This is a genomic window from Sphingomonas sp. GC_Shp_5 (genome assembly GCF_026540855.1).
Taxonomy (GTDB): Bacteria; Pseudomonadota; Alphaproteobacteria; order Sphingomonadales; family Sphingomonadaceae; genus Sphingomonas.
The window spans coordinates 92948-117366 of the sequence record NZ_JALNUP010000002.1; the positions used below are offsets into that span (position 1 = coordinate 92948).

At 65.2% G+C, this 24419-nt stretch carries 13 protein-coding genes; 5 read left to right on the plus strand and 8 right to left on the minus strand.

Features of this window, described 5'->3' with window-relative positions:
* Positions 1-18: 18 nt before the first annotated feature.
* Complete coding sequence (locus OXR60_RS02575) at positions 19-3012, plus strand: TonB-dependent receptor (RefSeq protein ID WP_267393736.1); 2994 nt, start codon at positions 19-21, stop codon at positions 3010-3012.
* A 53-nt stretch (positions 3013-3065) separates the two neighbouring features.
* Here OXR60_RS02575 and OXR60_RS02580 read toward each other — a convergent pair whose 3' ends face one another.
* Positions 3066-3467 carry a hypothetical protein gene (locus OXR60_RS02580; RefSeq protein ID WP_267393738.1) on the minus strand — a complete coding sequence of 134 codons (402 nt, stop codon included), beginning with the start codon at positions 3465-3467 and terminating at the stop codon, positions 3066-3068.
* A gap of 29 nt (positions 3468-3496) precedes the next feature.
* Entirely contained in the window at positions 3497-5755 is a 2259-nt protein-coding gene (glf, locus tag OXR60_RS02585; RefSeq protein WP_267393740.1) for a UDP-galactopyranose mutase, read from the minus strand.
* 280 nt (positions 5756-6035) lie between these two features.
* Between glf and OXR60_RS02590 the strand changes: the two genes are divergently transcribed.
* A complete protein-coding gene (locus tag OXR60_RS02590) occupies positions 6036-8210 on the plus strand; it encodes a family 1 glycosylhydrolase (protein ID WP_267393742.1) in 2175 nt (724 codons plus the stop codon).
* A 9-nt stretch (positions 8211-8219) separates the two neighbouring features.
* On the opposite strand, the gene pncB is transcribed toward OXR60_RS02590, so the two are convergent.
* The gene (pncB, locus tag OXR60_RS02595; protein WP_267393744.1) at positions 8220-9524 is read right to left on the minus strand and encodes a nicotinate phosphoribosyltransferase; all 1305 of its coding nucleotides are present in this window, start codon (positions 9522-9524) and stop codon (positions 8220-8222) included.
* A 100-nt stretch (positions 9525-9624) separates the two neighbouring features.
* On the opposite strand from pncB, the gene OXR60_RS02600 reads away from it, so the two are divergent.
* Positions 9625-9819: a DUF3606 domain-containing protein gene (locus OXR60_RS02600; protein ID WP_267393746.1), complete on the plus strand. Its 195-nt coding sequence runs from the start codon at positions 9625-9627 to the stop codon at positions 9817-9819.
* Between the two features lie 177 nt (positions 9820-9996).
* On the opposite strand, the gene rpoC is transcribed toward OXR60_RS02600, so the two are convergent.
* Together rpoC and rpoB are read right to left on the minus strand one after the other, a co-directional pair.
* A complete protein-coding gene (gene rpoC / locus OXR60_RS02605; protein ID WP_267393747.1) occupies positions 9997-14271 on the minus strand; it encodes a DNA-directed RNA polymerase subunit beta' in 4275 nt (1424 codons plus the stop codon).
* Positions 14272-14433: 162 nt separating this feature from the next.
* The gene (rpoB, locus tag OXR60_RS02610) at positions 14434-18582 is read right to left on the minus strand and encodes a DNA-directed RNA polymerase subunit beta (RefSeq protein WP_267393749.1); all 4149 of its coding nucleotides are present in this window, start codon (positions 18580-18582) and stop codon (positions 14434-14436) included.
* A 366-nt stretch (positions 18583-18948) separates the two neighbouring features.
* Here rpoB and OXR60_RS02615 point away from each other — a divergent pair, with 366 nt between their 5' ends.
* A complete protein-coding gene (locus OXR60_RS02615) occupies positions 18949-20109 on the plus strand; it encodes a hypothetical protein (RefSeq protein ID WP_267393751.1) in 1161 nt (386 codons plus the stop codon).
* A gap of 105 nt (positions 20110-20214) precedes the next feature.
* On the opposite strand, the gene OXR60_RS02620 is transcribed toward OXR60_RS02615, so the two are convergent.
* The 3 genes from OXR60_RS02620 to rplJ form a co-directional block, all read right to left on the minus strand.
* Positions 20215-21792, minus strand: coding sequence for a PQQ-binding-like beta-propeller repeat protein (locus tag OXR60_RS02620; RefSeq protein ID WP_267393753.1), 1578 nt, complete (start codon positions 21790-21792; stop codon positions 20215-20217).
* A gap of 523 nt (positions 21793-22315) precedes the next feature.
* On the minus strand, positions 22316-22690 hold the full coding sequence (gene rplL / locus OXR60_RS02625) for a 50S ribosomal protein L7/L12 (protein WP_267393755.1): 375 nt from the start codon (positions 22688-22690) through the stop codon (positions 22316-22318).
* Between the two features lie 78 nt (positions 22691-22768).
* Positions 22769-23290, minus strand: coding sequence for a 50S ribosomal protein L10 (rplJ, locus tag OXR60_RS02630; protein WP_267393757.1), 522 nt, complete (start codon positions 23288-23290; stop codon positions 22769-22771).
* Positions 23291-23727: 437 nt separating this feature from the next.
* Between rplJ and OXR60_RS02635 the strand changes: the two genes are divergently transcribed.
* Complete coding sequence (locus OXR60_RS02635; RefSeq protein ID WP_267393759.1) at positions 23728-24264, plus strand: PilZ domain-containing protein; 537 nt, start codon at positions 23728-23730, stop codon at positions 24262-24264.
* Positions 24265-24419 lie beyond the last annotated feature (155 nt).

A 24419-nucleotide genomic window follows, 5' to 3' on the forward strand; every position in this document is an offset into this window, starting at 1 on the left:
TCCAGCGCTCCTGCCGATGTGGCTGCAGCGCCCGCCGATGCCGGGCAGGGGCTTGACGTGGCCGATGGCGCCGATCAACGCGCGGCGGCGATCACCGGCCAGCAGTCGGATGACCGCTCGGGCAGCGAGATCATCGTCACCGGCACTCGAATCGTGCGCCCCAACATCGCCTCGGCCGCGCCGATCACCTCGGTGACCTCGTCGGACATCAAGGCGCAGGCGCCGAACAACATCGAGGAAGTGCTCAACCGGCTGCCGCAGATCGCGCCCGACAGTCAGCAGAACTACCAGGATTCAGACGGACGCCAGCGCATCAAGCTGCGCAGCCTCGGCTTTGAGCGCACGCTGGTGCTAGTCGATGGGAAGCGGCTGGGCACGCAGAATGGCGAGGATGCCGGTATCATCCCGGTATCGTTGATCGATCGCGTGGACGTGCTGACTGGTGGTGCGTCGTCGGTGTACGGATCAGACGCCGTCGCCGGTGTGGTCAATTTCGTGCTGAAGCCCAATTTCAGCGGCATCCGCCTTGATACCAATTACAATTTTTACAACCACGCGAACAAGGCCAACATTGTTACCGCGCAAGCAGCGGCGTCCGGCTTTCCGATCAACACCGGCACCGTCAACGACGGCGGTCGCGCCGACATCACGCTGACTGCGGGTACCGGCCTGTTCGGTGACAAGCTCAACATCTCGGGCTTCGTCAACTACAAGCATGCTGATCTCATCCCGTATGACGCCCGATCAACGGCGGCGTGCCAGCTCGTCCAGAGCGTAAAGGACGGCCCGCTCAACTGCTCGCTGTCGAGCTATTCGAAGAGCGGCTACATTTCGCCCACCTCGGGCCCGAATGCCGGCGCTGCCTATATCAACAACCCGGATGGAACGCGGACCTTCGTGCCCTACGGCCCCGGCCCGAACAATGCCGCCAATCCTTACGACAATTACTCGTTCCAGCGGGCTGATTCCCGCGTGAACGCCGGCGGCTTTGCAACGCTCAAGCTGTCGCCGGAATATGAGGTTTATGGCTCGGCGATCTGGTTCCGCGACAAATCCACCAACAACGTGCCCTCGCGCGTGTTCAGCTACACTGCGTACGGATCCACGCCCTATCAGGTGAACTGCAACAACCCGTTCCTGTCGACATCGCAGGCAACGGCTCTGTGCGGCGGGGTGGCCGGCACTGGTGCGCTGGTGCCGCTCGAGATCCGTTATCGCCTCAACGCGCCCGATCTCGTCGACACCTACATCAACACCGGTATTCGTGCGGTCGGCGGCATCCGCGGCAAGGTGGGCGACGCCTGGAGCTATGACGTCGGCGCCGTCTATGCGCGCAACCAGCAGGACTGGATGCCCGCGACGCTGCCGAGCTTTTCGCGGATCAACGACACGCTTAATGTGGTCAACGTCAACGGTACGCCGACCTGCGTGAGCGGCAATGCCGGCTGCGTGCCCTTCGATGCGTTCAGCGCCGGCAACGGCGATCCAGCGCTGGTCAATTACATCTCCGGCGGCGTTGATCCGGAGAAGCAGCGGACGGTCGGCATTCTGTGGGACGTGACCGCCAACATCACCGGCGATCTCGGCAAGTACGGCATCACCTCGCCGTTCGCCGAGGATGGCCTCGCCTTTGCACTTGGCGCCGAATATCGCTCAGATCGGCAATTCTCGGCGGCTAATGCGGCCTTCCGAGCGGATTACGGCGGCTCGGACGCCGACCTGCGCGAGAGCGTCTATGAGAGCAATATCGAGATCCAGGCGCCGCTCGTCCAGCACAAGCGGTTCATCGACGAGCTGCAGGTAAATGGCGGCTTCCGCCTGTCCAAATACGACATCAACCCCAGCAAGTTCACGACCTGGAAGATTGAGGGTCTATACGCGCCGATCCGCGACATCGTCCTGCGCGCATCGTTCAACAAGGCTCAGCGCGCACCGACGGTGCAGGAGGCGTATCAGGCTACCAACATCAGCTTCAGCAAGCAGGGCGGCTCGCAGAACGATTTCTGCGCGCCCGTGCCGCGGCAGATCGCCGATCCGGCGCACCCAGGCCAGACGATCACGATCACCACGCCGCTGGCGTCACGCGAAGTGTGCGCGGCGACCGGGCTGTCTGACGCATTGTACGGCAGCGCGGCTCTGCTGTGCCCGGACAATCAGTGCACCGTGCGCTCTGGCGGCTTCACCGCCGATCCAGAGACAGCCTACACGCAAACCTACGGGCTGGTGCTCAAACCGCGCTTCATCCGCGGTCTGGTGTTCTCGGTTGATCGCTACCGGATCAAGATCAACAACTCGCTCGGCTACAACGATGACAGCTATTACACCGATGGCTGCCTGCGTTCTAACGGCGATCCCTTCTTCTGCTCGGGCATCGTCCGTGCCGCCAACGGCACGCTATACGCCACCGCCAACACCAACCCGACCAGCGGCTTTATCCGCGCCGGTACCACCAACTATTATTTCTCCATCGCCCGTGGCTATGACTTCCAGTCGCAATATGTGCTGGGCTTGGGAGGCGCTGGTCGCCTGGACCTGAGCTTCAATGGCTCGCTGACCACCTTTGCGGGCGGGCAGGATTCACCAATCCAGCCGCTGCGCAATTGCGCGGGCTACTACGGCAACGGCTGCAGCCAGCTACTGCCGAAATGGTCGCACGGCCTGCGCACCACGTACACCACGCCTGACAGCTTCTTCAGCGCATCGCTGAACTGGCGCTATGTGGGTTCGCTGACGTCGGCGGACAATTCGGGGGACCCAGCGATCGGCGGCACCCCGGATCGGGCGCGCACCACCTTCTACCATATCGCGCCGGTGAACTACTTCGATCTCGCCTTCAGCTTCGCGATCGCTAAGCAGTTTTCGCTGCGCCTGATCGCGAACAACCTGCTCGACAAGGACCCGCCGATCCTGGCGAACTCGTACGACATCAGCCTGGCACGCAGCAACACTATCCCCGCGCGCTACGACTCCCTTGGCCGCAACATTGCGATCGGAACGACGATCAGCTTCTGATCAATCAAGGGGCTCGCCGAGAACAGGTGAGCCCCACTTGAAGGCGCCTCAGTTCACATCGCGCGCAAGCGGATGGTCTCTTCAGGCGACGGCGTGGCGGATTCCTGGTCGGCGAGCACGCCGGCAACCCAGTCTGCCACCTGATAAGCGGCAAAAGGCTTGATCAGCCGCGGCGTACCTGCCTCCGCCACGCCGGAGCGTAGGCTGGGATAGGGCAGCAACAGCAGATAGGGCACGCCGCGGCGCTGCAATGCGGCAGTGAGGGGTGCTGCAGCCGCCACCGAGGGCTGACCGATCACCGCGGCGGTCAGCTGAGGCTCGCTGTCGAGCGCCAGTTGTGCGGCAGTCAGCTCGGCAAAGGGACCGAGCACCTGCACCCCACGGGCGCCAAGCGTCGCCGAGACATAGCTTGCCTCGAACGCGTCCGCGTCCGCCACCATGACGACGGCGTCCATCTGTGGCACGTCGCTCACGCTCCCGACACTCAAGCGGCATCGCGATCGACCAGCGCTGCCGCTGGGGCGATCGACGACGAGGCCGGTGCAGGCTGTTCCTGCCAGCCGGCGGCAAGCCGGCGGTAGGTCGCCAGCGCTTGGCCCACCACCTGGTCCATATTGTAATATCGATAGGTCGCCAGACGGCCTACGAAGCTCACCCCGCTTTCCGCCATCGCGAGCGCCTCATAGCGCTTGTATAGCGCCTGGTTTTCGTCGCGCGGGATCGGGTAATAGGGATCGCCTTCCGCGCTCGGGAACTCATAGGTAACGCTCGTCTTCGCCGCCGTCTGCCCGGTGAGGTGCTTGTATTCGGTCACCCTCGTGTAGGGCACGGCCTCCTGGGGATAGTTGATCACGGCGACCGGCTGCAGCCATTCCTGGTCCAGCGTCTCATGCTGGAAGCGCAGCGAGCGGTAGGGCAGCTTGCCGTAGCGATGACCAAAATATTCGTCGATTGGTCCGGTGAACACGAGATGGTCGTGCGGATAGGCCTCGCGCACCTGATCATAGTCGACGCCGAGCAGCAGATCGATGTTGGGGTGATCGAGCATCCGCTGGAACATCCGGGTATAACCCTCGAGCGGCATCGCCTGGAAGCTATCGGTGAAATAGCGATCATCGGTGTTGGTGCGGGTCGGCACCCGCGCGGTGACCGACTTGTCGAGCTCTGACGGGTCCATGCCCCATTGCTTGCGGGTATAGCCCTGGAAGAAGGTCTCGTAGAGCTCGCGCCCGACCTTCGACACCACGACATCGGCCGAGGTGCGGATCGGCTCCACCGGCTCGGCACGGCTGGCGAGAAAGGCGTCGACCTCCGCGTCGGTGGTCAGATCCAGATCGTACAGCATGTTGAGCGTGGTGCGGTTGATCGGCATCGGCACCAGCTTGCCGTGGACGTCGGCGAGAACGCGATGCTCATAGGGCCGCCATTCGGTGAAGCGCGACAGATAGTCGACGATATCCTGCGAGTTGGTGTGGAAGATGTGCGGGCCATATTGGTGCATCAGCACGCCGGCTTCATCCAGGTGATCGAATGCGTTGCCGGCGATATGCGGGCGGCGGTCCACCACCAGCACGCGCTTGCCCGAATCGCGCGCCAGCCGTTCGGCCATCACCGCCCCGGCAAATCCTGCACCGACGACCATGACGTCGTACCGCTCGCGCTGTGCGGGCCAAGTGGTCGGCGACACCACCGCCTCGATCATGTCGCGGGCCACGACCTCGCTGTCGATCAGCGCCGCCATTTCGAGCGCGGTGCTGCGCCATGAGCCACGCGCGAGCATCGCGTCGGCCTCGTCACGCCATACGGTTCCGGCGGTGCGCATCGCCACTGCGGCCTCGCACGCCGCGACAAACGATGCGGCGGTATCGGCGATCTGCACGCCGGCAAGTTTGCCATAGTGACGAACGACATCGACGATCGGCGTCGAGACGACCGGGCAGCCGGCGGCAAGATATTCGGGCGTCTTGGTCGGGCTGATGAAGCGCGTCGCCTCGTTGATCGCGAAGGGCATCAGCGCGACGTCCCAGCCCGCCATATAGGCAGGGAGTTCGGTATAGGCCTTGCTGCCGAGATAATGGATATTGCCGCGGCGCGGCAGATCGGAGTCACTGATCTTCACCACCGGGCCGAGCACCACCAGCGACCATTCGGGATGGGCATCCGCGACGGCGGCAAGCAGATCGAGGTTCATGCGCTCGTCGATGACGCCGCAGAAGCCGAGCCGCGGGCCGACGATCGCGGCCTGATCGGCGGGGGTTTCCACTGCGCCGCGGGCATGGGCGAAATGCGGCACGTCGATGCTGGACGGGAAGGCGTGAACGTTGGAATGGCGATCGCGCTTGGCTTCATACAGGCTGGTGCCACCGGTGAACACAATGTCCGCGCGCTCCAGCAGCCGCTGCTCGCGTGCCAGCAGTTCCGGCGGTGCGTTCTTGAAAGCGGACAATTCGTCCATGCAATCATAGATGGTGCAATCGGCCGCGAGATGATCCGAGAAGGGCAGCATCATCGGGGTGTAATACCACCGGATCAGCGTGCCGGTGGTGCCTGCCAGCGCCGCGTCAAGCAGCTGCGAAAGCTGGCCATCGTCTGGGTCACGCCGCACGGCGTCGAGTTCCGGGGTCATGACGATGACGCCGCTGGTCGGGCAGATGCTCTGCTGGAGGCGCGCTTCGCCGAGGCCGTCGATGTAGATAGGCTCTTCCCAGAACATCACGCGATAGCTTGCGGCAAAACGCGTCATCAGGTGTTGCGGGCGCTGAAAGACGAATGCCCACCGCAGGTGGCTAAAGCAAATCAGGGTGGGCCGCCCATCAGATGGCGGGAACGAAGAATCATTGGAAACGCCGATGGGCGGAAGCTGCACGTTCACGGACACCCCTCACAGTCTGAATATTTGTTAAGCAACCGGCGTGGCAGGAGAAATGTTCCGCAAAGCGAACGACCGTAACCTGCATCAACACGATTTGGGGAACGATGCCGGGGCAGGAGCCGTTCGAGCAAGGCTGTAGGGGAGTCGGGCAATGACGCGGCTTGAACTGTGGGGCGGCCTTGAATGCACGGTAAACCGCACGCGTGACGGATACACCGACCAGTCGCTACTGAGCGGCCATCATGATCGCCCGGCGGATATCGATCTGTTCGCCGGGTTAGGTGTTCAGGCACTGCGTTATCCAGTGCTGTGGGAACGCGTTGCCCCCGGCGGAGCCGGCAGCGAGGATTGGCGATGGACCGACGAGCGGCTCGGCGCCTTGCGCACCCGCGGCATCCGCCCGATCGCCGGCCTGGTCCACCACGGCAGCGGTCCCGCCCATACCGATCTGCTCGACGACGCGTTCGCGCCGAAGCTTGCCGCGTTCGCAGGCCAGGTGGCGCAACGCTATCACTGGATCGAAGATTGGACTCCCGTCAACGAACCGCTGACCACCGCACGCTTCACCGGCCTGTACGGCCACTGGTATCCCCATCACCGCGACGAGGCGTCGTTCTGGCGTGCGCTGATCAACCAGATCGACGGTGTGCGGCTGGCGATGAAGGCGGTGCGGCAGGTCAACCCGCAGGCGCGGTTGATCCAGACCGACGATCTGGGCCGAGTCTATTCCACCGTGCGGCTCGCCGAACAGGCCGCGTTCGAGAACGTCCGGCGCTGGACCGGGTGGGACCTGTTGTTCGGCATGGTGACGCCGCATCACCCATTATGGGCGCGGATCGACCTTCACGGGCTGGGCGATCGCCTGCGGCGTATCGCGGACGATCCTTGTCCGCCGGATGTGATCGGGGTGAACCATTATCTGACTAGCGATCGCTTCCTCGATCACCGGCTGCAACGCTATGACGCTGTGACCCATGGCGGCAACGGTCGGCTCGCCTACGCCGATACCGAGGCGGTACGGGTGCTTGATCCAGCGCCCGAGGGGCTTGCCGGCGCGCTGCGGGCCGCATGGCAGCGCTACCGTGTGCCGATCGCGATCACCGAGGTGCACAATGGCTGCACGCGCGAGGAACAGATGCGCTGGGCGGCCGAAGCCTGGGACACCGCGACCGCGCTGAGGGCGGAGCAGGTCGACATCCAGGCGGTGACCGCCTGGTCGCTTCTGGGCAGCCAGGGCTGGAACACGCTACTGACCCGGCCCGGATTGTACGAGTCTGGGGTCTTTGACGTTTCGGGCGGCACTCCCCGGCCGACGGCACTGGCGGACTTGTGGAAGGGATTGCCGCAGGGTTCCCCCCGACATCCGGCGATGGCAGGGGAAGGCTGGTGGCGCCGGCCACAGCGGATCATCTATCCCGCGATCACCCGTCCTGCCGGGCTGCTTGCGGCGGCGGGCAACGAACAGGCGCAGCCGCTGCTGATTTGCGGCGCCACCGGCACCCTGGGCCAGGCTTTTGCGCGAGCCTGCGCGGCGCGGGGTATCGCCTGTGTGATCACGACCCGCGACCTGCTCGATCTCGAACGGCCCGCAAGCATCGCCGCCGCGCTGCACCGCTGGCGCCCGTGGGCGGTGGTCAATGCCGCGGGCTGGGTCCGGGTCGATGACGCCGAGCGCGAGGAGGCAGCGTGTAACCGCGCCAATGCCACTGGCGCGATCGCGCTGGCCGAGGCCTGCGCCACGCGCGGCATTGGCTACCTCGGCTTCTCCAGCGACCTTGTCTTCGACGGCACCGCGGACGCCCCCTATCGTGAAAGCGACGTGCCACGACCACTCAATGCCTATGGCCGCAGCAAGCTGGCGATGGAGCAAGGCTGCGCGGGGTTGCCAGGCGTGCTGATCGTCCGCACCGCGGCGTTCTTCTCGCCACACGATCAGCATAACATCGCGGTCGGGGTTGCGGACAGGCTGTCGGCAGGCGTACCGTTGGCGGCGGCCGAGGATCACATTATCAGCCCAACGTTCGTGCCCCATCTCGTTGATGGCGCACTGGATCTGCTGATCGACGAGGCCACCGGGCTATGGCATCTCAGCAACGGCGAAGCGGAAAGCTGGGCAGGGTTCGCCCGCCGCATCGCGATCGCCTGCGGGCTCGATCAGCGGTTGGTGAGGCCCGTGGCTGGCGCTTCGCTGGGCTGGGCCGCACCCCGGCCGATCGCGGTGCCGCTCGTCAGTGAGCGCGGGGCGCCGCTGCCGTCGCTCAGTCGCGCGATCGAGGCGTTCGCCGGCGACTATATGGCGGCGCGCGCGGTCCGTCGCTGTGCCTGAGCGTCGCGGTTAGACGCTGACCGCAGCGGCGACGCGTCCTTGCGCGCCGAAGATGCGCAGATAGCGGGCGATCTCGCTCGGCTCCCCAGTTGCCTTGGTCGGGTTGTCGGAGAGCTTCACTGCCGGTCGGCCGTTGGCGTGGGTCACCTTGGCCACTAGCGAGATCGGCTCGAGCCCAGCCGCGCCGTCCGGATCGCAGCCACGGAAATCATTGGTGAGATTGGTGCCCCAGCCGAAGCTCATCCGCACCCGGCCATCGAAGTGGCGGTAGGTTGCCTCGATCGTGTCGACATCCATCCCGTCGGAGAAGATCAGCAGCTTGGTGTGGGGATCGCGGCCCTGCGCCTGCCACCAGGCGATAATCTGCTCGCCCGCGTCGATCGGCGGAGCGCTGTCCGGGCGGAACCCGGTCCAGTCCGCCAGCCAGGCCGGCGCGTTGCGCAGGAACGCGGCCGTGCCGAACGCATCGGGCAGGACGATGCGCAAATTGCCGTCATAATGCGCCTGCCACTCCTCGAGCACGCGATAGGGCGCCGCGGCGACGCCGGCATCGTCGTCGGCCAGCGCGGCCAGCACCATCGGCAGTTCATGTGCATTGGTGCCGACCGCCTCCAGGTCGTTGTCCATCGCGAGCAGCACGTTGGACGTGCCGATGAAGCGGTCGCCGAGCCCCTCCTTGAGCGCTTCGACGCACCAGCGCTGCCACAGGAAGCTGTGCCGTCGCCGCGTGCCGAAATCCGACAGCCGCAGATCGGGCAGTTCGCGCAACCGCTCCACCTTTGTCCACAGCTTGGCCTTGGCGCGCGCATAGAGCACGTCGAGCGCGAACCGGCCCTTGGCGCGCAACGCCGCGCGGGCACGCAGCTCGTTGATGATCGCGAGGGCAGGGATCTCCCACATGGTGGTGTCGGTCCAAGGCCCGTCGAAGCGCAGGATGAACTGGCCATCGGCCCGGCTCAGTTCGTAAGGCGGCAACTGGAACTCGCCGAGCCAGGCGACGAACTCCGGGGAGAACATCCGCGCCTTGCCGTAGAAGCTGTTGCCGGCGAGCCAGATCAGCTCCTTCTTGGTAAAGCGCAGCGTGCGGGCGTGATCGAGCTGCTCGCGCAATTCGGCCTCCTCGATCACTTCGGCTAGCCGCACGCTGGCGGTGCGGTTGATCAGCGAGAATTCGGCGCGCACATCGTTATGCCCATGCCGGATCATCTGCAGCATTAGCAGCTTGTAGAAATCGGTGTCGAGCAGGCTGCGGACGATCGGATCAAGCCGCCAGCCATGGTTGTAGGTGCGGGTGGCGATGTCGGTGACGGCCATGGCGCTGTCCTTAGCGTCTGCGCGTCCGCCTGCAACCAGCAGTACCGAAACGGAACTCTGCCCGGCGTACCGCTTTGATGAGGCAGAGGAGAATGCGATCATGAGCGACGACAAGAGCAAGACCGGCGGTGCCGACCGCCGCACCGTGGCTGCCGGGGAAGGCTATGAGGTGGAGTATTTCGCCTCCAAGCACGACATTACCCCGGCGCAGGCGCGGGAGCTGATCGCCAATGTCGGCAACGATCGCGACAAGTTGGATGCGGCCGCTTACGGCCTCAAGCAGGGCCAGGGCTGATCTAGGCCTGCTACGGGAGCGGGCAGAGGCGGTGCCCGCCTCCTGCATTGCGCATCTCAGCGCCGAGGCAGCACGGCCCGCGTGTCGGTGAGCATCCCGGTAGTTCTCCGCACCAACGAAAAACCGCCGCCCGGCATCCCGGACGGCGGTTTTTTCTTGTCGGCGTTAGCCGATCGATCAGTCGTTCAGATACTCGCCGGCATCGGCGTCGGTGCCGGTGCCCGAGGTCACGACCTCGGCCAGCGGATCATCGCCGGTGCCGGCGCTGTCACGCACCGAGCGGGCATTCTCCGCCGCCCGCAGCTCGGCTGCGCTGGCAGGCGCGATCAGCACTTCGGCGAGCTTGCGCTGCTGGACCCGGAGCGCCGCATCGCGCGACGTCGCCGCAACCCGCAGGCGGTTCATGCCGGCGCCGGTACCTGCTGGGATCAGGCGGCCGACGATGACATTCTCCTTGAGGCCCATCAGCGTGTCCTGCTTGCCCTGGACCGCCGCCTCGGTGAGGACGCGGGTGGTCTCCTGGAACGACGCAGCCGAGATGAACGACCGGGTCTGCAGGCTCGCCTTGGTGATGCCGAGCAGGATCGGCTTGCCTTCGGCCCGGGTCTGGTTGGCCTCAAGCTTCTCGTTGATCGCGTCCATTTCCTCGCGATCGACCTGCTCGCCCGCCAGCAGCGTGGTGTCGCCACCGTTGGTGATCTCGACCTTCTGCAGCATCTGACGAACGATCGTCTCGATGTGCTTGTCGTTGATCTTCACGCCCTGCAGACGATACACTTCCTGGATTTCCGACACGAGATATTCCGCGAGCGGCTCAATGCCGAGCACCTCGAGAATGTCGTGCGGATCAGGCGAACCGCCGATCAGATTGTCGCCACGCTTGACGTAATCGCCTTCCTGGACGTCGATCACCTTCGACTTCGGCACCAGATACTCGACGACCTCGCCGCCATCCTCGGGCTGGATGCCGATCTTGCGCTTGGCCTTATAGTCCTTGCCGAACACGACACGGCCCGAGACCTTGGCGATGATCGCATTCTCCTTCGGCTTGCGGGCCTCGAAGAGCTCGGCGACGCGCGGCAGACCACCGGTGATATCGCGGGTCTTGGCGGCTTCGCGGCTGACACGCGCCAGCACGTCACCGGCCTGAACCTGGGCACCATCCTCGACCGACAGGGTCGCCCCCGACGCCAGCATGTAGCGGCCGGACTCACCCGAGGTGTCGTCGAGCAGGGTCAGGCGCGGACGCAGATCCTCCTTCGACTTGGTGGTGATGCGATATTCGGTGACGACACGCTGGGCGATACCGGTGGCTTCGTCGGTCTGCTCGGTGAGCGTCTTGCCCTCGATCAGATCCTGGAACTTCACGATGCCCGGGTTCTCGGTGATCACCGGCATGGTGAACGGATCCCATTCCGCCATGCGATCGCCCTTCGACAGCACATGGCCATCGTCGAACATCACATAGGCGCCGTAAGGGATGCGATGCACCGCCAGCTCGCGGCCGTCCATGTCGACGATCGCGATCTCGCCCGAGCGGCTGAGCACCACGCGACGACCACGCTGGTCGACGATGATGCGCAGATCACGATACTCCGCGGTGCCGTCGACCGGCGCCTCGAGGTTCGACTGCTCGTTGAGCTGCGCCGCGCCACCGATGTGGAAGGTACGCATGGTCAGCTGGGTGCCCGGCTCGCCGATCGACTGCGCCGCGATGACGCCGACCGCTTCGCCGATGTTCACCGGCGTACCGCGGGCGAGATCACGCCCGTAGCACTTGCCGCAGACGCCGATCTTGCTCTCGCAGACCAGCGGCGAGCGGATCTTCATCCCCTGAATGCCGATCTTCTCGATCTGCGTGATCATCGGCTCGTCGAGCAGCGTGCCCGTCGGGATGACGATCTCGCCGGTCTTGGCGTCGACCACGTCCTCGGCCGTGGTGCGGCCAAGGATGCGCTCGCCGAGCGACGCGATGGTGCTGCCACCCTGGACGATGGCCTTCATCTCGAGCGCGCGCTCAGTGCCGCAATCCTCTTCGATGATGACGCAATCCTGCGACACGTCGACGAGGCGGCGGGTGAGATAGCCCGAGTTGGCGGTCTTCAACGCCGTGTCCGCGAGGCCCTTACGAGCACCGTGGGTGGAGTTGAAGTACTCAAGGACGGTCAGACCTTCCTTGAAGTTCGAGATGATCGGCGTCTCGATGATCTCGCCCGACGGCTTGGCCATCAGGCCGCGCATGCCGGCGAGCTGCTTGATCTGCGCCTGCGAGCCACGGGCACCGGAGTGCGCCATCATGTAGATCGAGTTGATGTCCTTCTCGCGCCCGTTGGGGAGCTTCTTGACCGCCTTGATCTCGTTCATCATCGCGTTCGCCACCTGGTCGCCGCAGCGGCTCCAGGCGTCGATCACCTTGTTGTACTTCTCTTGCTGCGTGATCAGGCCGTCCTGATACTGCTGCTCATAGTCCTTCACCTGATCGCGCGTCTCGTCGACCAGCGCGATCTTCTCGCCCGGGATGATCATGTCGTCCTTGCCGAACGAGATGCCCGCCTTGAACGCGTGACGGAAGCCCAGTGCCATGATCGCGTCGGCGAACAGTACGGTCTCCTTCTGGCCGGTGTGACGATAGACCTCGTCGATCACGTCGCCCACGTCCTTCTTAGTGAGGAGGCGGTTGACGGTCTCGAACGGGACCTTCGACGACTTCGGGAGCGTCTCGCCGAGCAGCATGCGGCCCGGCGTCGTCTCGAAGCGCTTCATATACTGCTTACCGGCTTCGTCAGTCTGCGGCACGCGGCTGATGATCTTGGTGTGGAGCGTCACCGCCTTCGCCTCGAGCGCCTGATGCACTTCCGACATGTCGGAGATCAGCATGCCTTCGCCCGGCTCGCCTTCCTTCATCATCGACAGATAATACAGGCCCAGCACCATGTCCTGCGACGGCACGATGATCGGCTTGCCGTTGGCAGGCGACAGGATGTTGTTGGTCGACATCATCAGCACGCGTGCTTCGAGCTGGGCTTCCAGCGACAGCGGCACGTGGACGGCCATCTGATCGCCGTCGAAGTCGGCGTTGAACGCCGAGCAGACGAGCGGGTGCAGCTGGATCGCCTTGCCCTCGATCAGCACGGGCTCGAACGCCTGGATGCCCAGACGGTGAAGGGTAGGAGCGCGGTTCAGCATCACTGGATGCTCGCGGATCACCTCGTCGAGTATGTCCCAGACTTCCTTGCGCTCCTTCTCGACCCACTTCTTCGCCTGCTTCAGCGTCATGCTAAGGCCCTTGGCGTCGAGGCGCGCGTAGATGAACGGCTTGAACAGCTCGAGCGCCATCTTCTTGGGCAGGCCGCACTGATGCAGCTTCAGCTCAGGCCCGGTCACGATGACCGAACGACCCGAATAATCGACGCGCTTGCCGAGCAGGTTCTGGCGGAAGCGGCCCTGCTTGCCCTTGAGCATGTCGGACAGCGACTTGAGCGGACGCTTGTTGGCGCCGGTGATGGTGCGACCGCGGCGACCGTTGTCGAACAGCGCGTCGACGGCTTCCTGCAGCATGCGCTTCTCGTTGCGCACGATGATGTCTGGCGCGCGGAGCTCCATCAGGCGCTTGAGGCGGTTGTTGCGGTTGATCACGCGGCGATACAGGTCGTTCAGATCCGACGTCGCGAAGCGACCGCCGTCGAGCGGCACCAGCGGACGCAGCTCGGGCGGGATCACCGGCACGACCTCGAGGATCATCCACTCGGGGCGGTTGCCCGATTCCAGGAAGCTCTCGACGACCTTCAGCCGCTTGATGATCTTCTTGGGCTTCAGCTCGGACTTGGTGGTGGCCAGCTCTTCGAGCAGGTCACGCTTCTCGCCCTCGAGATCGAGGCTCTCGAGCATGATGCGCACGGCTTCGGCGCCGATGCCGGCCGAGAAGGCGTCCTCGCCATATTGGTCCTGCGCCTCGAGGAGCTCGTCCTCGGTGAGCAGCTGGAACTTCTCGAGCGGGGTCAGGCCCGGCTCGATCACGATATACGCCTCGAAGTACAGCACGCGCTCGAGCTGCTTGAGCTGCATGTCGAGCAGCAGGCCGATGCGCGACGGCAGCGACTTGAGGAACCAGATGTGCGCGACCGGGGCGGCGAGCTCGATATGGCCCATGCGCTCGCGGCGGACCTTCGAGACGGTAACCTCGACGCCGCACTTCTCGCAGACGATGCCTTTGTACTTCATGCGCTTGTACTTGCCGCACAGGCACTCGTAATCCTTGATCGGACCGAAGATGCGCGCGCAGAACAGGCCGTCACGCTCGGGCTTGAACGTGCGATAGTTGATGGTCTCTGGCTTCTTGATCTCGCCGAACGACCACGAACGGATCTTGTCCGGGGAGGCGATGCCGATCTGGATCTGGTCGAACGTCTCGGCCTTGGCGACCGGATTGGCGAAATTGGTCAGTTCGTTCATGAACCTGTCCTCTTAGAAATCTGAACTCCCCTCCCAATGGGAGAGGAAAGGCCCCGCCGGCGTCAGCCGGTGGGAAGGTGAGGGCAGCACATTGCGCCGTCCTCACCCTGCCGCGCCTTCGGCGCTTCCTCCCTCTCCCGCGCGGAGAGCGAGGAAGAGCGCTTACTCCGCGGCGATGGCCACCCCGTCGGCATCGAGCTCGTTGCTCTTCAGGTCGACGTTGAGACCCAGGCTGCGCATTTCCTTGACGAGCACGTTGAAGCTCTCGGGGATGCCGGCCTCGAACGTGTCGTCGCCCTTGACGATCGCCTCATAGACCTTGGTACGGCCGACCACGTCGTCGGACTTCACCGTCAACATCTCCTGGAGCGTGTACGCCGCGCCATAAGCCTGCAGCGCCCAGACCTCCATCTCGCCGAAGCGCTGGCCGCCGAACTGCGCCTTACCACCCAGCGGCTGCTGGGTGACCAACGAGTACGGCCCAATCGACCGCGCGTGGATCTTGTCGTCCACCAGATGGTGCAGCTTGAGCATGTAGATGATGCCCACGGTCACCTTGCGATCGAACATGTCGCCCGTGCGCCCGTCGAACAGCTCCGACTGACCCGAGGTGTCGAGACCCGCGAGCTCCAGCATCGCCGACACGTCGCTTTCGCGGGCGCCGTCGAACACGGGCGTGCCCATCGGGATGCCGGTGCGGATATTGTGTACCAGCTCGGCGATCTCCTCGGGCTCGCGGCTCTGGATGTCCTCGGCATAATGATCGCCGTAGACTTCCACGAGGCGCGACCTGACCGCGTCGGGCATCTCGCCCGCCTTGGCGTCAGGGTTTGCCTCGCGCCAATCCTCGAGCGCGCTCGCGACCTGCATGCCGAGATTACGGGCAGCCCAGCCGAGATGCGTCTCAAAGATCTGCCCGACGTTCATCCGCGACGGCACGCCGAGCGGGTTGAGCACCAGATCGACCGGGGTACCATCCGCGAGGAATGGCATGTCTTCCTGCGGCAGGATCCGCGAGATGACGCCCTTGTTGCCGTGACGGCCGGCCATCTTGTCGCCCGGCTGCAGCTTGCGCTTCACCGCGACGAACACCTTGACCATCTTGAGCACGCCCGGCGGCAGCTCGTCGCCACGCTCCAGCTTCTCGCGGCGATCGTGGAACTTGTCGGTGATCAGCTTGGCGGCATCGTCATACTGCTGCTTCACCGCTTCCAGATTGGCCTGGACCTTGTCGTCCTGCACCGCGAACTTCCACCACTCGTGGCGGTCGACGCTGTCCAGCAGGTCCATGTCGATAGTCGCTCCCTTCTTCAGGCCCTTCGGCACCGCCGTCGCGACCTGATCGAGCAGCATCTCGCGCAGGCGGCTCCAGGTCGCCCGGTTGAGGATGGTGCGCTCGTCGTCCGAGTCCTTCTTCAGGCGCTCGATCTCCTCGCGCTCGATCGCCATCGCGCGCTCGTCCTTGTCGATGCCGTGGCGATTGAAGACGCGCACGTCGACGATCGTGCCGGCAACGCCCGGGGGCAGACGCAGCGAGGTATCGCGCACGTCCGAGGCCTTCTCGCCGAAGATGGCGCGAAGGAGTTTTTCCTCCGGCGTCATCGGCGATTCACCCTTGGGCGTGATCTTACCGACCAGGATGTCACCCGGCTCCACTTCGGCGCCGACATAGACGATGCCCGCCTCGTCGAGGTTGCGCAGGGCTTCCTCGCCGACGTTGGGGATGTCGCGGGTGATGTCCTCCGGCCCGAGCTTGGTGTCGCGGGCCATGACCTCGAACTCGTCGATGTGGATCGACGTGAACACGTCGTCCTTCACGATCCGCTCGGAGATGAGGATCGAATCCTCATAGTTGTAACCGTTCCAGGGCATGAACGCGACGAGCGCGTTGCGGCCGAGCGCGAGCTCGCCGAACTCGGTCGACGGGCCGTCGGCGATCACGTCGCCGGCGTTGACCACGTCGCCCACCTTCACCAGCGGACGCTGGTTGATGCAGGTGGACTGGTTAGAGCGCTGGAACTTCATCAGCGTGTAGATGTCGACGCCCGACTTGCCGGCATCGACCTCGCCGGTCGCGCGCACGACGATACGTGCCGCATCGACCTGGTCGATGATGCCTGCGCGGCGTGCCGAAATGGCGGCGCCAGAGTCGCGGGCGACGGTCTCTTCCATGCCAGTGCCGACGAAGGGCGCTTCCGCCTTCACGAGCGGCACGGCCTGGCGCTGCATGTTCGAGCCCATCAGCGCGCGGTTCGCGTCATCGTTTTCCAGGAACGGAATGAGCGATGCCGCGACCGAGACGAGCTGCTTGGGGCTGACGTCCATCAGCGTGATCGTCTCGGGGAGCGCCATCAGGAACTCGCCGGCCTGACGTGCCGACACCAGCTCCTCGGCGAACGAGCCGTTCTCGCTGAGTTCTGCCGACGCCTGCGCGATCGTGTGCTTGGCCTCTTCCATCGCCGACAAATAGACAACCTCGTCGGTCACCTTGCCGTCGATGATCTTGCGGTACGGCGTCTCGATGAAGCCGTACTTGTTGACGCGGCTGAAACTCGCGAGCGAGTTGATCAGGCCGATGTTCGGGCCTTCCGGCGTCTCGATCGGGCAGATGCGGCCATAGTGCGTCGGGTGAACGTCGCGGACTTCAAAGCCAGCGCGTTCACGCGTCAGACCGCCCGGCCCGAGCGCCGACACGCGACGCTTGTGCGTCACTTCGGAGAGCGGGTTGGTCTGATCCATGAACTGCGACAGCTGCGACGAGCCGAAGAACTCGCGGACGGCAGCCACGGCGGGCTTGGCGTTGATCAGATCGTTCGGCATCACGGTCGAGACGTCGACCGAGCTCATGCGCTCCTTCACGGCGCGCTCCATGCGCAGCAGGCCGACGCGATACTGATTCTCGAGCAGCTCGCCCACCGAGCGCACGCGGCGATTGCCGAGATTGTCGATGTCGTCGATCTCGCCCTTGCCGTCCTTGAGGCCGACCAGGGTCTTGATCACGGCGAGGATGTCCTCGCTGCGCAGCGTCGTCACCGTGTCCTTGGCGTCGAGGTCGAGGCGCATGTTGAGCTTGACGCGGCCGACGGCCGACAGGTCGTAGCGGTCCGGATCGAAGAACAGACCGGCAAACAGCGATTCAGCGGTCTCGAGCGTCGGCGGCTCGCCGGGGCGCATCACGCGATAGATGTCGGAGAGGGCCTGCTCGCGCTCTTCGGCCTTGTCGGCCTTGAGCGTGTTGCGGATCCACGCGCCAGTCGAGACATGGTCGATGTCGAGCAGCTCGATGGTGTCGACGCCGGCCTTGTCGAGCAGTTCGAGGTTTTCGGCACCGATCTCGTCGCCCGCCTCGACGTAGATCTGGCCGGTGCTCTCGTTGATCAGATCATAGGCCGAATAGCGCCCGTAGATCTCTTCGGTCGGGATCAGCAGCTCGGTGAGGCCGTCCTTGGCTGCCTTGTTGGCGGCACGCGGGCTGATCTTCTGCTGGGCGGCGAACACCACCTCGCCCGACGACGCATCGACGATGTCGAACAGCGGCTTGACGCCGCGCCAGTTCTCAGCGGCGAACGGGATGATCCAGCCGCCCTGGCCGCGCACATAGGTGACGCGGTTGTAGAAGTGGTTGAGGATGTCCTCGCTGGTCATGCCGAGCGCGTAGAGCAGCGCCGTCACCGGCAGCTTGCGCTTGCGATCGATGCGGACGTTGACGATGTCCTTGGCATCGAATTCGAAGTCGAGCCAGGAGCCGCGATACGGGATGACGCGCGCGGCAAAGAGGTACTTGCCGCTGGCGTGGGTCTTGCCGCGGTCATGATCGAACAGCACGCCCGGCGAGCGGTGCATCTGCGAGACGATGACGCGCTCGGTGCCGTTGATGAAGAAGGTGCCGTTCTCGGTCATGAGCGGCATGTCGCCCATGTAGACGTCCTGCTCCTTGATATCGATGACCGACTTGGCCTCGGTATCTGGATCGACCTCGAACGCGGTGAGGCGCAAGGTGACGCGCATCGGTGCGGCATAGGTGATGCCGCGCTGGCGGCATTCCTCGACGTCGAACTTCGGCGGCTCGAGCACGTAATCGTCGAAGTCGAGATAGGCGGTGCCGGCGAAATCCTGGATCGGGAACACGCTGCGCAGCGTCTTCTCGAGACCCGAGACGTGACCGATCGACTTGTCCGAACGCAGGAACTGCTCATAGCTCTCGCGCTGAACCTCGATCAGGTTCGGCATCTGGATGACTTCGTGGATGTCCCCGAAGATCTTGCGGATGCGCCGCTTGGCGGTGCTGCCCTGGATCGCCTTGGTTGCCATGGGTGTTATATGCCCTCGATCATGTTCGCCGGCGCAGGGCCGGAAATGCGTGCCCCGGATGATCCCCGGGGCGGGACGCGAGCAAAGACGCCGAAAGGCCGATCGCAACTCGGTGCGTCGGCTTTCAGCGTCTGGAACCAATAGCCCTCTATTCGTACGAAGCGCTGCGCGACGGCGCGACATGTCCCGAAAGCTGTGGTGATGGAGCGGATGTAGGAGCGCGGGCCTAACTTGTCAAACATCACGCATAGGATCCAACAGCGGCTCGGCTCGTCGTCGGAACGGGGCGACTGGTCGCAGCGGCGGTCGCGGTCGTGCGCTGTTCACTAAGGGCGGTTCACCATTATTCGGGTGAGATCGATTTCCATGACGCTCCTGGCACGCGCGCGCCTTGCCGCGACGGCCTCCCTGCTGACCCTGGCGCTGCACGCGCCGGCGACGGCCCAGACCCAGCCGCAGACCGCGCCGCAGACCATCCCCGGGCTCGACAATTACAGCCTGCCCTCAAGCCAGCCGACCACGACGCCGGCACCGCCGCCTGCCGAGGTCGCGCCGGTGCCGGTGCCTACTGCCGCGCCGCCGCTCCGCCCAGCGGCTCGGCCGACTCCGCGACCGACGCCAACTCCGCGACCGACGCCGACGCCGACGCCGACGCCGACGCCGACGCCGGTGGCCATTCCAACGGCTACGCCTACGGCCGTCTCGACGCCTGCCGCCACGGGCACGCCGACGCCTGATCCCAGCGCTTCACCCAGCCCGACCGCGACGCCGACGCCGATCGTGGCGGAGACGGGGCAGGGGGCGGGTTGGCCCTGGGGGCTGGCGGGGCGGCTCGTGCTCGGGCTGGCGGCCGGTGCGGCGGTGTGGTGGCGGCGGCGCGGCGCCGTGCAGCAGTTGAGCTACGAACCCGAGGCAATCGTCGACGAGCCGCTAGGCGATGCTGTCGCGGCACCGGCGGCACAGGCTGCTGCGCCGGCGATGCTCGCCCGCCGCAGCGCGCCGGTTGCGGCGCCCGCGCCGGCAGGCGAGCAGGCATCGTTGGCGCTGTCGCTGCGGCCGGCGCGCGCGGGACTCAACCTGCTGAGCGCAACGGTGGATGCGGAGCTGACGGTGACCAACCAGGGCGCGATCGCGCTCGCGGAGATCCGGATCGGCGCGACACTTCTCAGCGCCCATGCCGGGCAAGAGGCCGATCTCGCGGGTATTTTCGCCCAGCCGGTGGCGCGGCCGGCGACGCCGCCGTTCGCGCTCCAGCCCGGGGAAAGCCGGACCGTCCGCGTCGTCACCGCCTTGCCCCGGGCGTCGATCCAGTCACTCACCGCGGCGGGGCGGCCGATGTTTGTGCCGCTGGTGGCGATCAACTGTCTCTACCAGACGCCGGCAGGGGCAGGGCAAACCGGCCAGGCATTCGTCGTCGGGGTGGAGCGGGTCGATTCGCCCAAGCTCGCGCCGTTCTGGCTGGATCAGCCGCCGCGCACCCACGACCAGGTAGCGGCGCGGCCGCATGGGTCGGCGGTGTCGGGCTAAGATGCCCTGACGCGAGGCGATCGGCTGGTGTCCTGCACGGGCAGGGGCACCGCCGATCCCCATCGCATCGGGCCATGGCGCCCCCGCCCGGCGCGGCGCAGGCCTTTACCGCAGCCGATAGGCGGTAAGCGCGCGTGGGTAACCATAATCGGGCGTCTGCCCGGTCACGATCAGCGTGCCGTCGCCAGTCAGCGCCATCTCGCCGCCCCCGGCGGCGCTCCACACCGGCGTGTGCGTGCTGCCCTGCGTGGGAATGGCGTAGATCGCCTTGTCGGTGCTGACGAACACCAGGGTGTTGGTGAGGATGGTGTTGCCGATCATCCGCTCGCCCAGCGGCGGCGCCCAGCCCCACAGGACCTTGCCGGTGGCTTCATCCAGCGCGTCGAGTTCGCCAGGATCGGCATGCGAGAGATAGACCAGCCCGTTTCCGACCGCCGGCGCGGTGGAGTAGGTGGCGGCGCTACGCCAGACATAGGCCTTGGTGGCGGTCGACCAGTTGACCAGGATCGAGGGCGTCGACGCGCTACGCTGGCTCGAATAGGCCATCACGTTGCCCATCGTGCCGAGGATGGGCGCACCATAATAGCTGTAGAAGCTGTTCTGGAAGAACGGGTCGGTCAGGCTCGCCTTGGAGGTGCCGGTCTTTCGATCGATCATCTCCAGCGCATTGCCCGAATAATAATAGACCGTGTCCTCGTCGACGGCGGGGGTTTCGCCATCCCAGATGCTGCCGTTGACCTGGGTACCCCAGCCGTTAGAAGCGGTATAGTCGAAGCCGTAGACGACGCTGCCATAATAGCCCGCCGACATGTACAGGCCGTCCTTGTAGGGCGTGGGCTGCAGGAAGGTGGACCATTGCGCTGAGAACAGCGCGCGGGGTGGCTTGAACTCCCCGGTCAGCGCATCCACCGACAATATCGGATTCTGGTCCGACGACGTCGTCATCGTGGTGACGAAGACCCGGCCGTTGCCGACCGCGGGCGGGCTGAAATAGGTGGTCGCCCCGATCGCATAGGCCCAACGCTGTTCGCCGGTGCCGGTGGCAAGGGCGTGGAGCACGGCGGTGCCGTCACGCTCCTGCGTCGTGACATAGGCAAGGCCATTGGCCGCAGCGATCCCGCTCACCCGGGTGCTCGTGGCCGGCGCCCAATCCCACGCCTTGGCGAAGACTGCGGGATCGAAGGTGGCATGAACATAGCCGGTGTGCGCGGCATTGCGCTGGTAGGTCGTCCAGTCGGCCACCTGAAGAGTGAGATTGTAGGTGAAGCTCTGCGTCGATCCCGGATAGATCGTGCCACATGCGGTGTCGCGGCACAGCCGGAACGTGACCGTCCCGCTATAGCTGCCCAAGGCCAGGGTGCTGACCGGCTTGAACCGCACCGAATAACTGCCGTCGCTCGCACGGACGACATCGCCATCGAGCATCAGGCGAGCGTGGTCATATTGCAGATCGGCGATCACGGTGTCGGCGGTGGTGCCGCTGACGGTGGCGGTGAAGCCCAACGGTGTGCCCGAGCCGTCATCGCCGATCGCCGTCGTCTGCGACGTGGCCGAAAGGTTGACGGCCAAGGTCGCCGCCGTAGGGGTCGGGGTGGGTGCCGGGCTGACCGTGCCGCCATCGCTCCCGCCGCAGCCGCCAACCATCAGCGCCACCAGCACGGTGGCGGTCTTCTTCGCAGTCATCGTTATTCCCCCCTTGCCCGCCTTCAGCGGGCCCCGCCGCCCTGTGCCGACAATAGATGTTCCTGTCACGAACAGTTTCGGGCCGGTAATCTCGGGTTATCATCGGGAGAGGAAGCAGCCGGCTCGTTACCCAGGATGATCTTGCGCGTCGGGCTTGTTCCGGCGCCATCTACGTCGAATCACACAGAGCTTTGGCGGCAGCGCGCTAGCCACAATCCATCGCGCCTCACCGGCGTTGTTCCGAAAGTCTGTTCAGGCGCAACGAATAGCCCGGGCCCTCTTGCCTGACGCTTGGCTAGCTTCTGGCTGCTGGAACACGTCCGACGTGACGAAGATGCGGCCGGCGCTTGGTTGGGATCTGTTCGTGCCCTAGGTCGTGAACATGCTTGCACGTGGCGGCGCTGTTCCTCGCGTCGCTTGACACAAAGGTGTGGCGAGCCCGGGATAGGGCACAACGCAAAAAGGGCGGCCCTGTGAGGGGCCGCCCTTTCCGTATCGCCCGAGGGCGATGAAGCCGTAAGGCTTACTTGAGGTCGACGGTCGCGCCGGCGGCCTCGAGCTGTGCCTTGACCTTGGTGGCCTCATCCTTCGACACGCCTTCCTTGACGGCCTTGGGAGCGCCCTCGACCAGAGCCTTGGCTTCGGTCAGGCCCAGGCCGGTGATGGCGCGGACTTCCTTGATGACGTTGATCTTCTTGCCACCGTCGCCGGTGAGGATCACGTCGAACTCGGTCTGCTCTTCAGCAGCCGGGGCAGCAGCAGCGCCGCCAGCGGCAGGAGCCGCAACGGCAGCGGCGGCGGACACGCCCCACTTCTCTTCGAGCAGCTTCGAGAGCTCGGCGGCCTCGAGGACGGTCAGTTCGCTCAGCTGGTCAACCAGCGCGTTCAGGTCTGCCATGTGTATTCTCCGTTGGGGGCGCGAGTTGGCGTAACTTGGGCCCCAAAGTGTCAGTTCGAAATTACCAGATCAGGAAGCTCAGGCGGCTTCCTTGTCCTTCTCGGCGTAGGCCGACAGCACGCGCGCGATCTGCGCCGCGGGAGCCTGGGTGATGGTCGCAAGCTTCGTTGCCGGAGCAACGAGGAGGCCGACGATCTTCGCCCGGAGTTCATCCAGCGAGGGCAGGGTAGCGAGCGCTTGCACGCCAGCGACGTCGAGAGGGGTCGCGCCCATCGCCCCGCCCACGATTTCGAACTTGTCGTTCGTCTTCGCGAAGTCGACCACTACCTTGGCAGCGGCGACCGGGTCGATCGAGGTGGCGAGACCGACCGGACCCGTGAGCATGTCGCCCAGCGAGAGATAGTCGGTGCCGTCGAGCGCGATCTTGGCAAGCTTGTTCTTCGAGACCTTGTAGGTCGCGCCGGCGTCCCGCATCCGGTTGCGCAGCGTCGTCGACTGCGCGACCGTCATGCCGAGATTGCGGGTGACAACCACCACGCCGACCTCGGCAAAGTTACGGTTCAACTCGGCAACGGCCGCGGCCTTTTGAGCACGATCCATGCCATTCTCCACGTTTTGAACGGATCGCCGAAGCAATCCGCCCGGTTACAAACCGGTGGGGAAAACCCCGCCGGGGTTGTCCATCGATGGGGAAGGCACCCGGCTAACGGGCGGCAGACCGGGCGCGCTGATGCGCAGCCGGCATGAATTCCTGTCCCCGTCTCGGCAGGACATTAAGCCGCGGCAAATCCCGTGGCACCTGCTGTCTTGGACGGTTGCACGAAGGGCGAGCCCACCGGCAAGCGCGGGCCTATAGCGGAATTCGCGGGCAGGTCAACTGACCGGCGTGCGTCGGGCTGACCAAAGCGGTCAGCGCTGTTGCCCTATGTTACGTAAAATTAACTCAGGTGAGTCATGTCAGGGTTAATGGTCCCTGATCATGCCTCGCCGTATCGTGTCCGCGCCGCCGTGGCTGCGCATCGCCATGGCGGCCGGCCATGAAGAATCGTGAACCCCGCCGCAGGGTGATGGTGCGGGCGCGGATGCGTACCGGCGCTGACTGGGGCGACGTGGTGATCCACAACATGTCGTCGCGCGGCCTGCTCGCCACCGCCGAGCGACCGTGCAAGCCCGGCACCGTGATCGAGATCCGCCGCGTCCACCATATCGTCATCGGCCGGGTGGTGTGGGTGAAGGACCAGTATTTCGGCGTGCGTACGCAGGACAGGATCGACATCGACGCGATCCTGGAGGCCAAGCCGCCGGCGCATCGACCCGGCGCGGCACCGTGCGAGAAGCAGGCGGATGCCGATCGGCGGGCGACCGCGCGCAAGATCGGCCATGCGCATATCGCCGACCAGGCCGAACGCAGCCGGCTGTTCGCCTCCGTCTTCCAATCATGCGCGATCGGCGCGGCGGTGATCGCCGCCTCGCTGCTGATCGCGCAGGAGGTCGGCGGCTTGCTGTCGCGACCGATGGCGACGGTGGGCGCGTATCTCGAAGGTGGCCCACGGTCGGTGGCGTCGACGAAATAGCCGTGAAGCGGCGCGGGGAATCTGCCCGGGAGGAACACTCCTAGGCCCGCCGGTTCCCGCCTGGCGCGCGGTGCCCCCGGAACAAGCCCGGCGTGACGAACAGGATGGGGCCAGGATGAGGCGGCGCCGTTGCGCTGAACGGGCGAAGGGCTGAA

Bases quoted from the DNA above. Each gene is read 5' to 3' on its own strand.
- rplJ (WP_267393757.1), bottom strand. From the start codon at position 23,290: ATGGATCGTGCTCAAAAGGCCGCGGCCGTTGCCGAGTTGAACCGTAAC.
- OXR60_RS02635 (WP_267393759.1), top strand. From the start codon at position 23,728: ATGAAGAATCGTGAACCCCGCCGCAGGGTGATGGTGCGGGCGCGGATG.
- OXR60_RS02615 (WP_267393751.1), top strand. From the start codon at position 18,949: ATGACGCTCCTGGCACGCGCGCGCCTTGCCGCGACGGCCTCCCTGCTG.
- rpoB (WP_267393749.1), bottom strand. From the start codon at position 18,582: ATGGCAACCAAGGCGATCCAGGGCAGCACCGCCAAGCGGCGCATCCGC.
- pncB (WP_267393744.1), bottom strand. From the start codon at position 9,524: ATGGCCGTCACCGACATCGCCACCCGCACCTACAACCATGGCTGGCGG.
- OXR60_RS02590 (WP_267393742.1), top strand. From the start codon at position 6,036: ATGACGCGGCTTGAACTGTGGGGCGGCCTTGAATGCACGGTAAACCGC.
- rplL (WP_267393755.1), bottom strand. From the start codon at position 22,690: ATGGCAGACCTGAACGCGCTGGTTGACCAGCTGAGCGAACTGACCGTC.
- glf (WP_267393740.1), bottom strand. From the start codon at position 5,755: ATGACGCGTTTTGCCGCAAGCTATCGCGTGATGTTCTGGGAAGAGCCT.
- rpoC (WP_267393747.1), bottom strand. From the start codon at position 14,271: ATGAACGAACTGACCAATTTCGCCAATCCGGTCGCCAAGGCCGAGACG.
- OXR60_RS02620 (WP_267393753.1), bottom strand. From the start codon at position 21,792: ATGACTGCGAAGAAGACCGCCACCGTGCTGGTGGCGCTGATGGTTGGC.
- OXR60_RS02580 (WP_267393738.1), bottom strand. From the start codon at position 3,467: ATGGACGCCGTCGTCATGGTGGCGGACGCGGACGCGTTCGAGGCAAGC.
- OXR60_RS02600 (WP_267393746.1), top strand. From the start codon at position 9,625: ATGAGCGACGACAAGAGCAAGACCGGCGGTGCCGACCGCCGCACCGTG.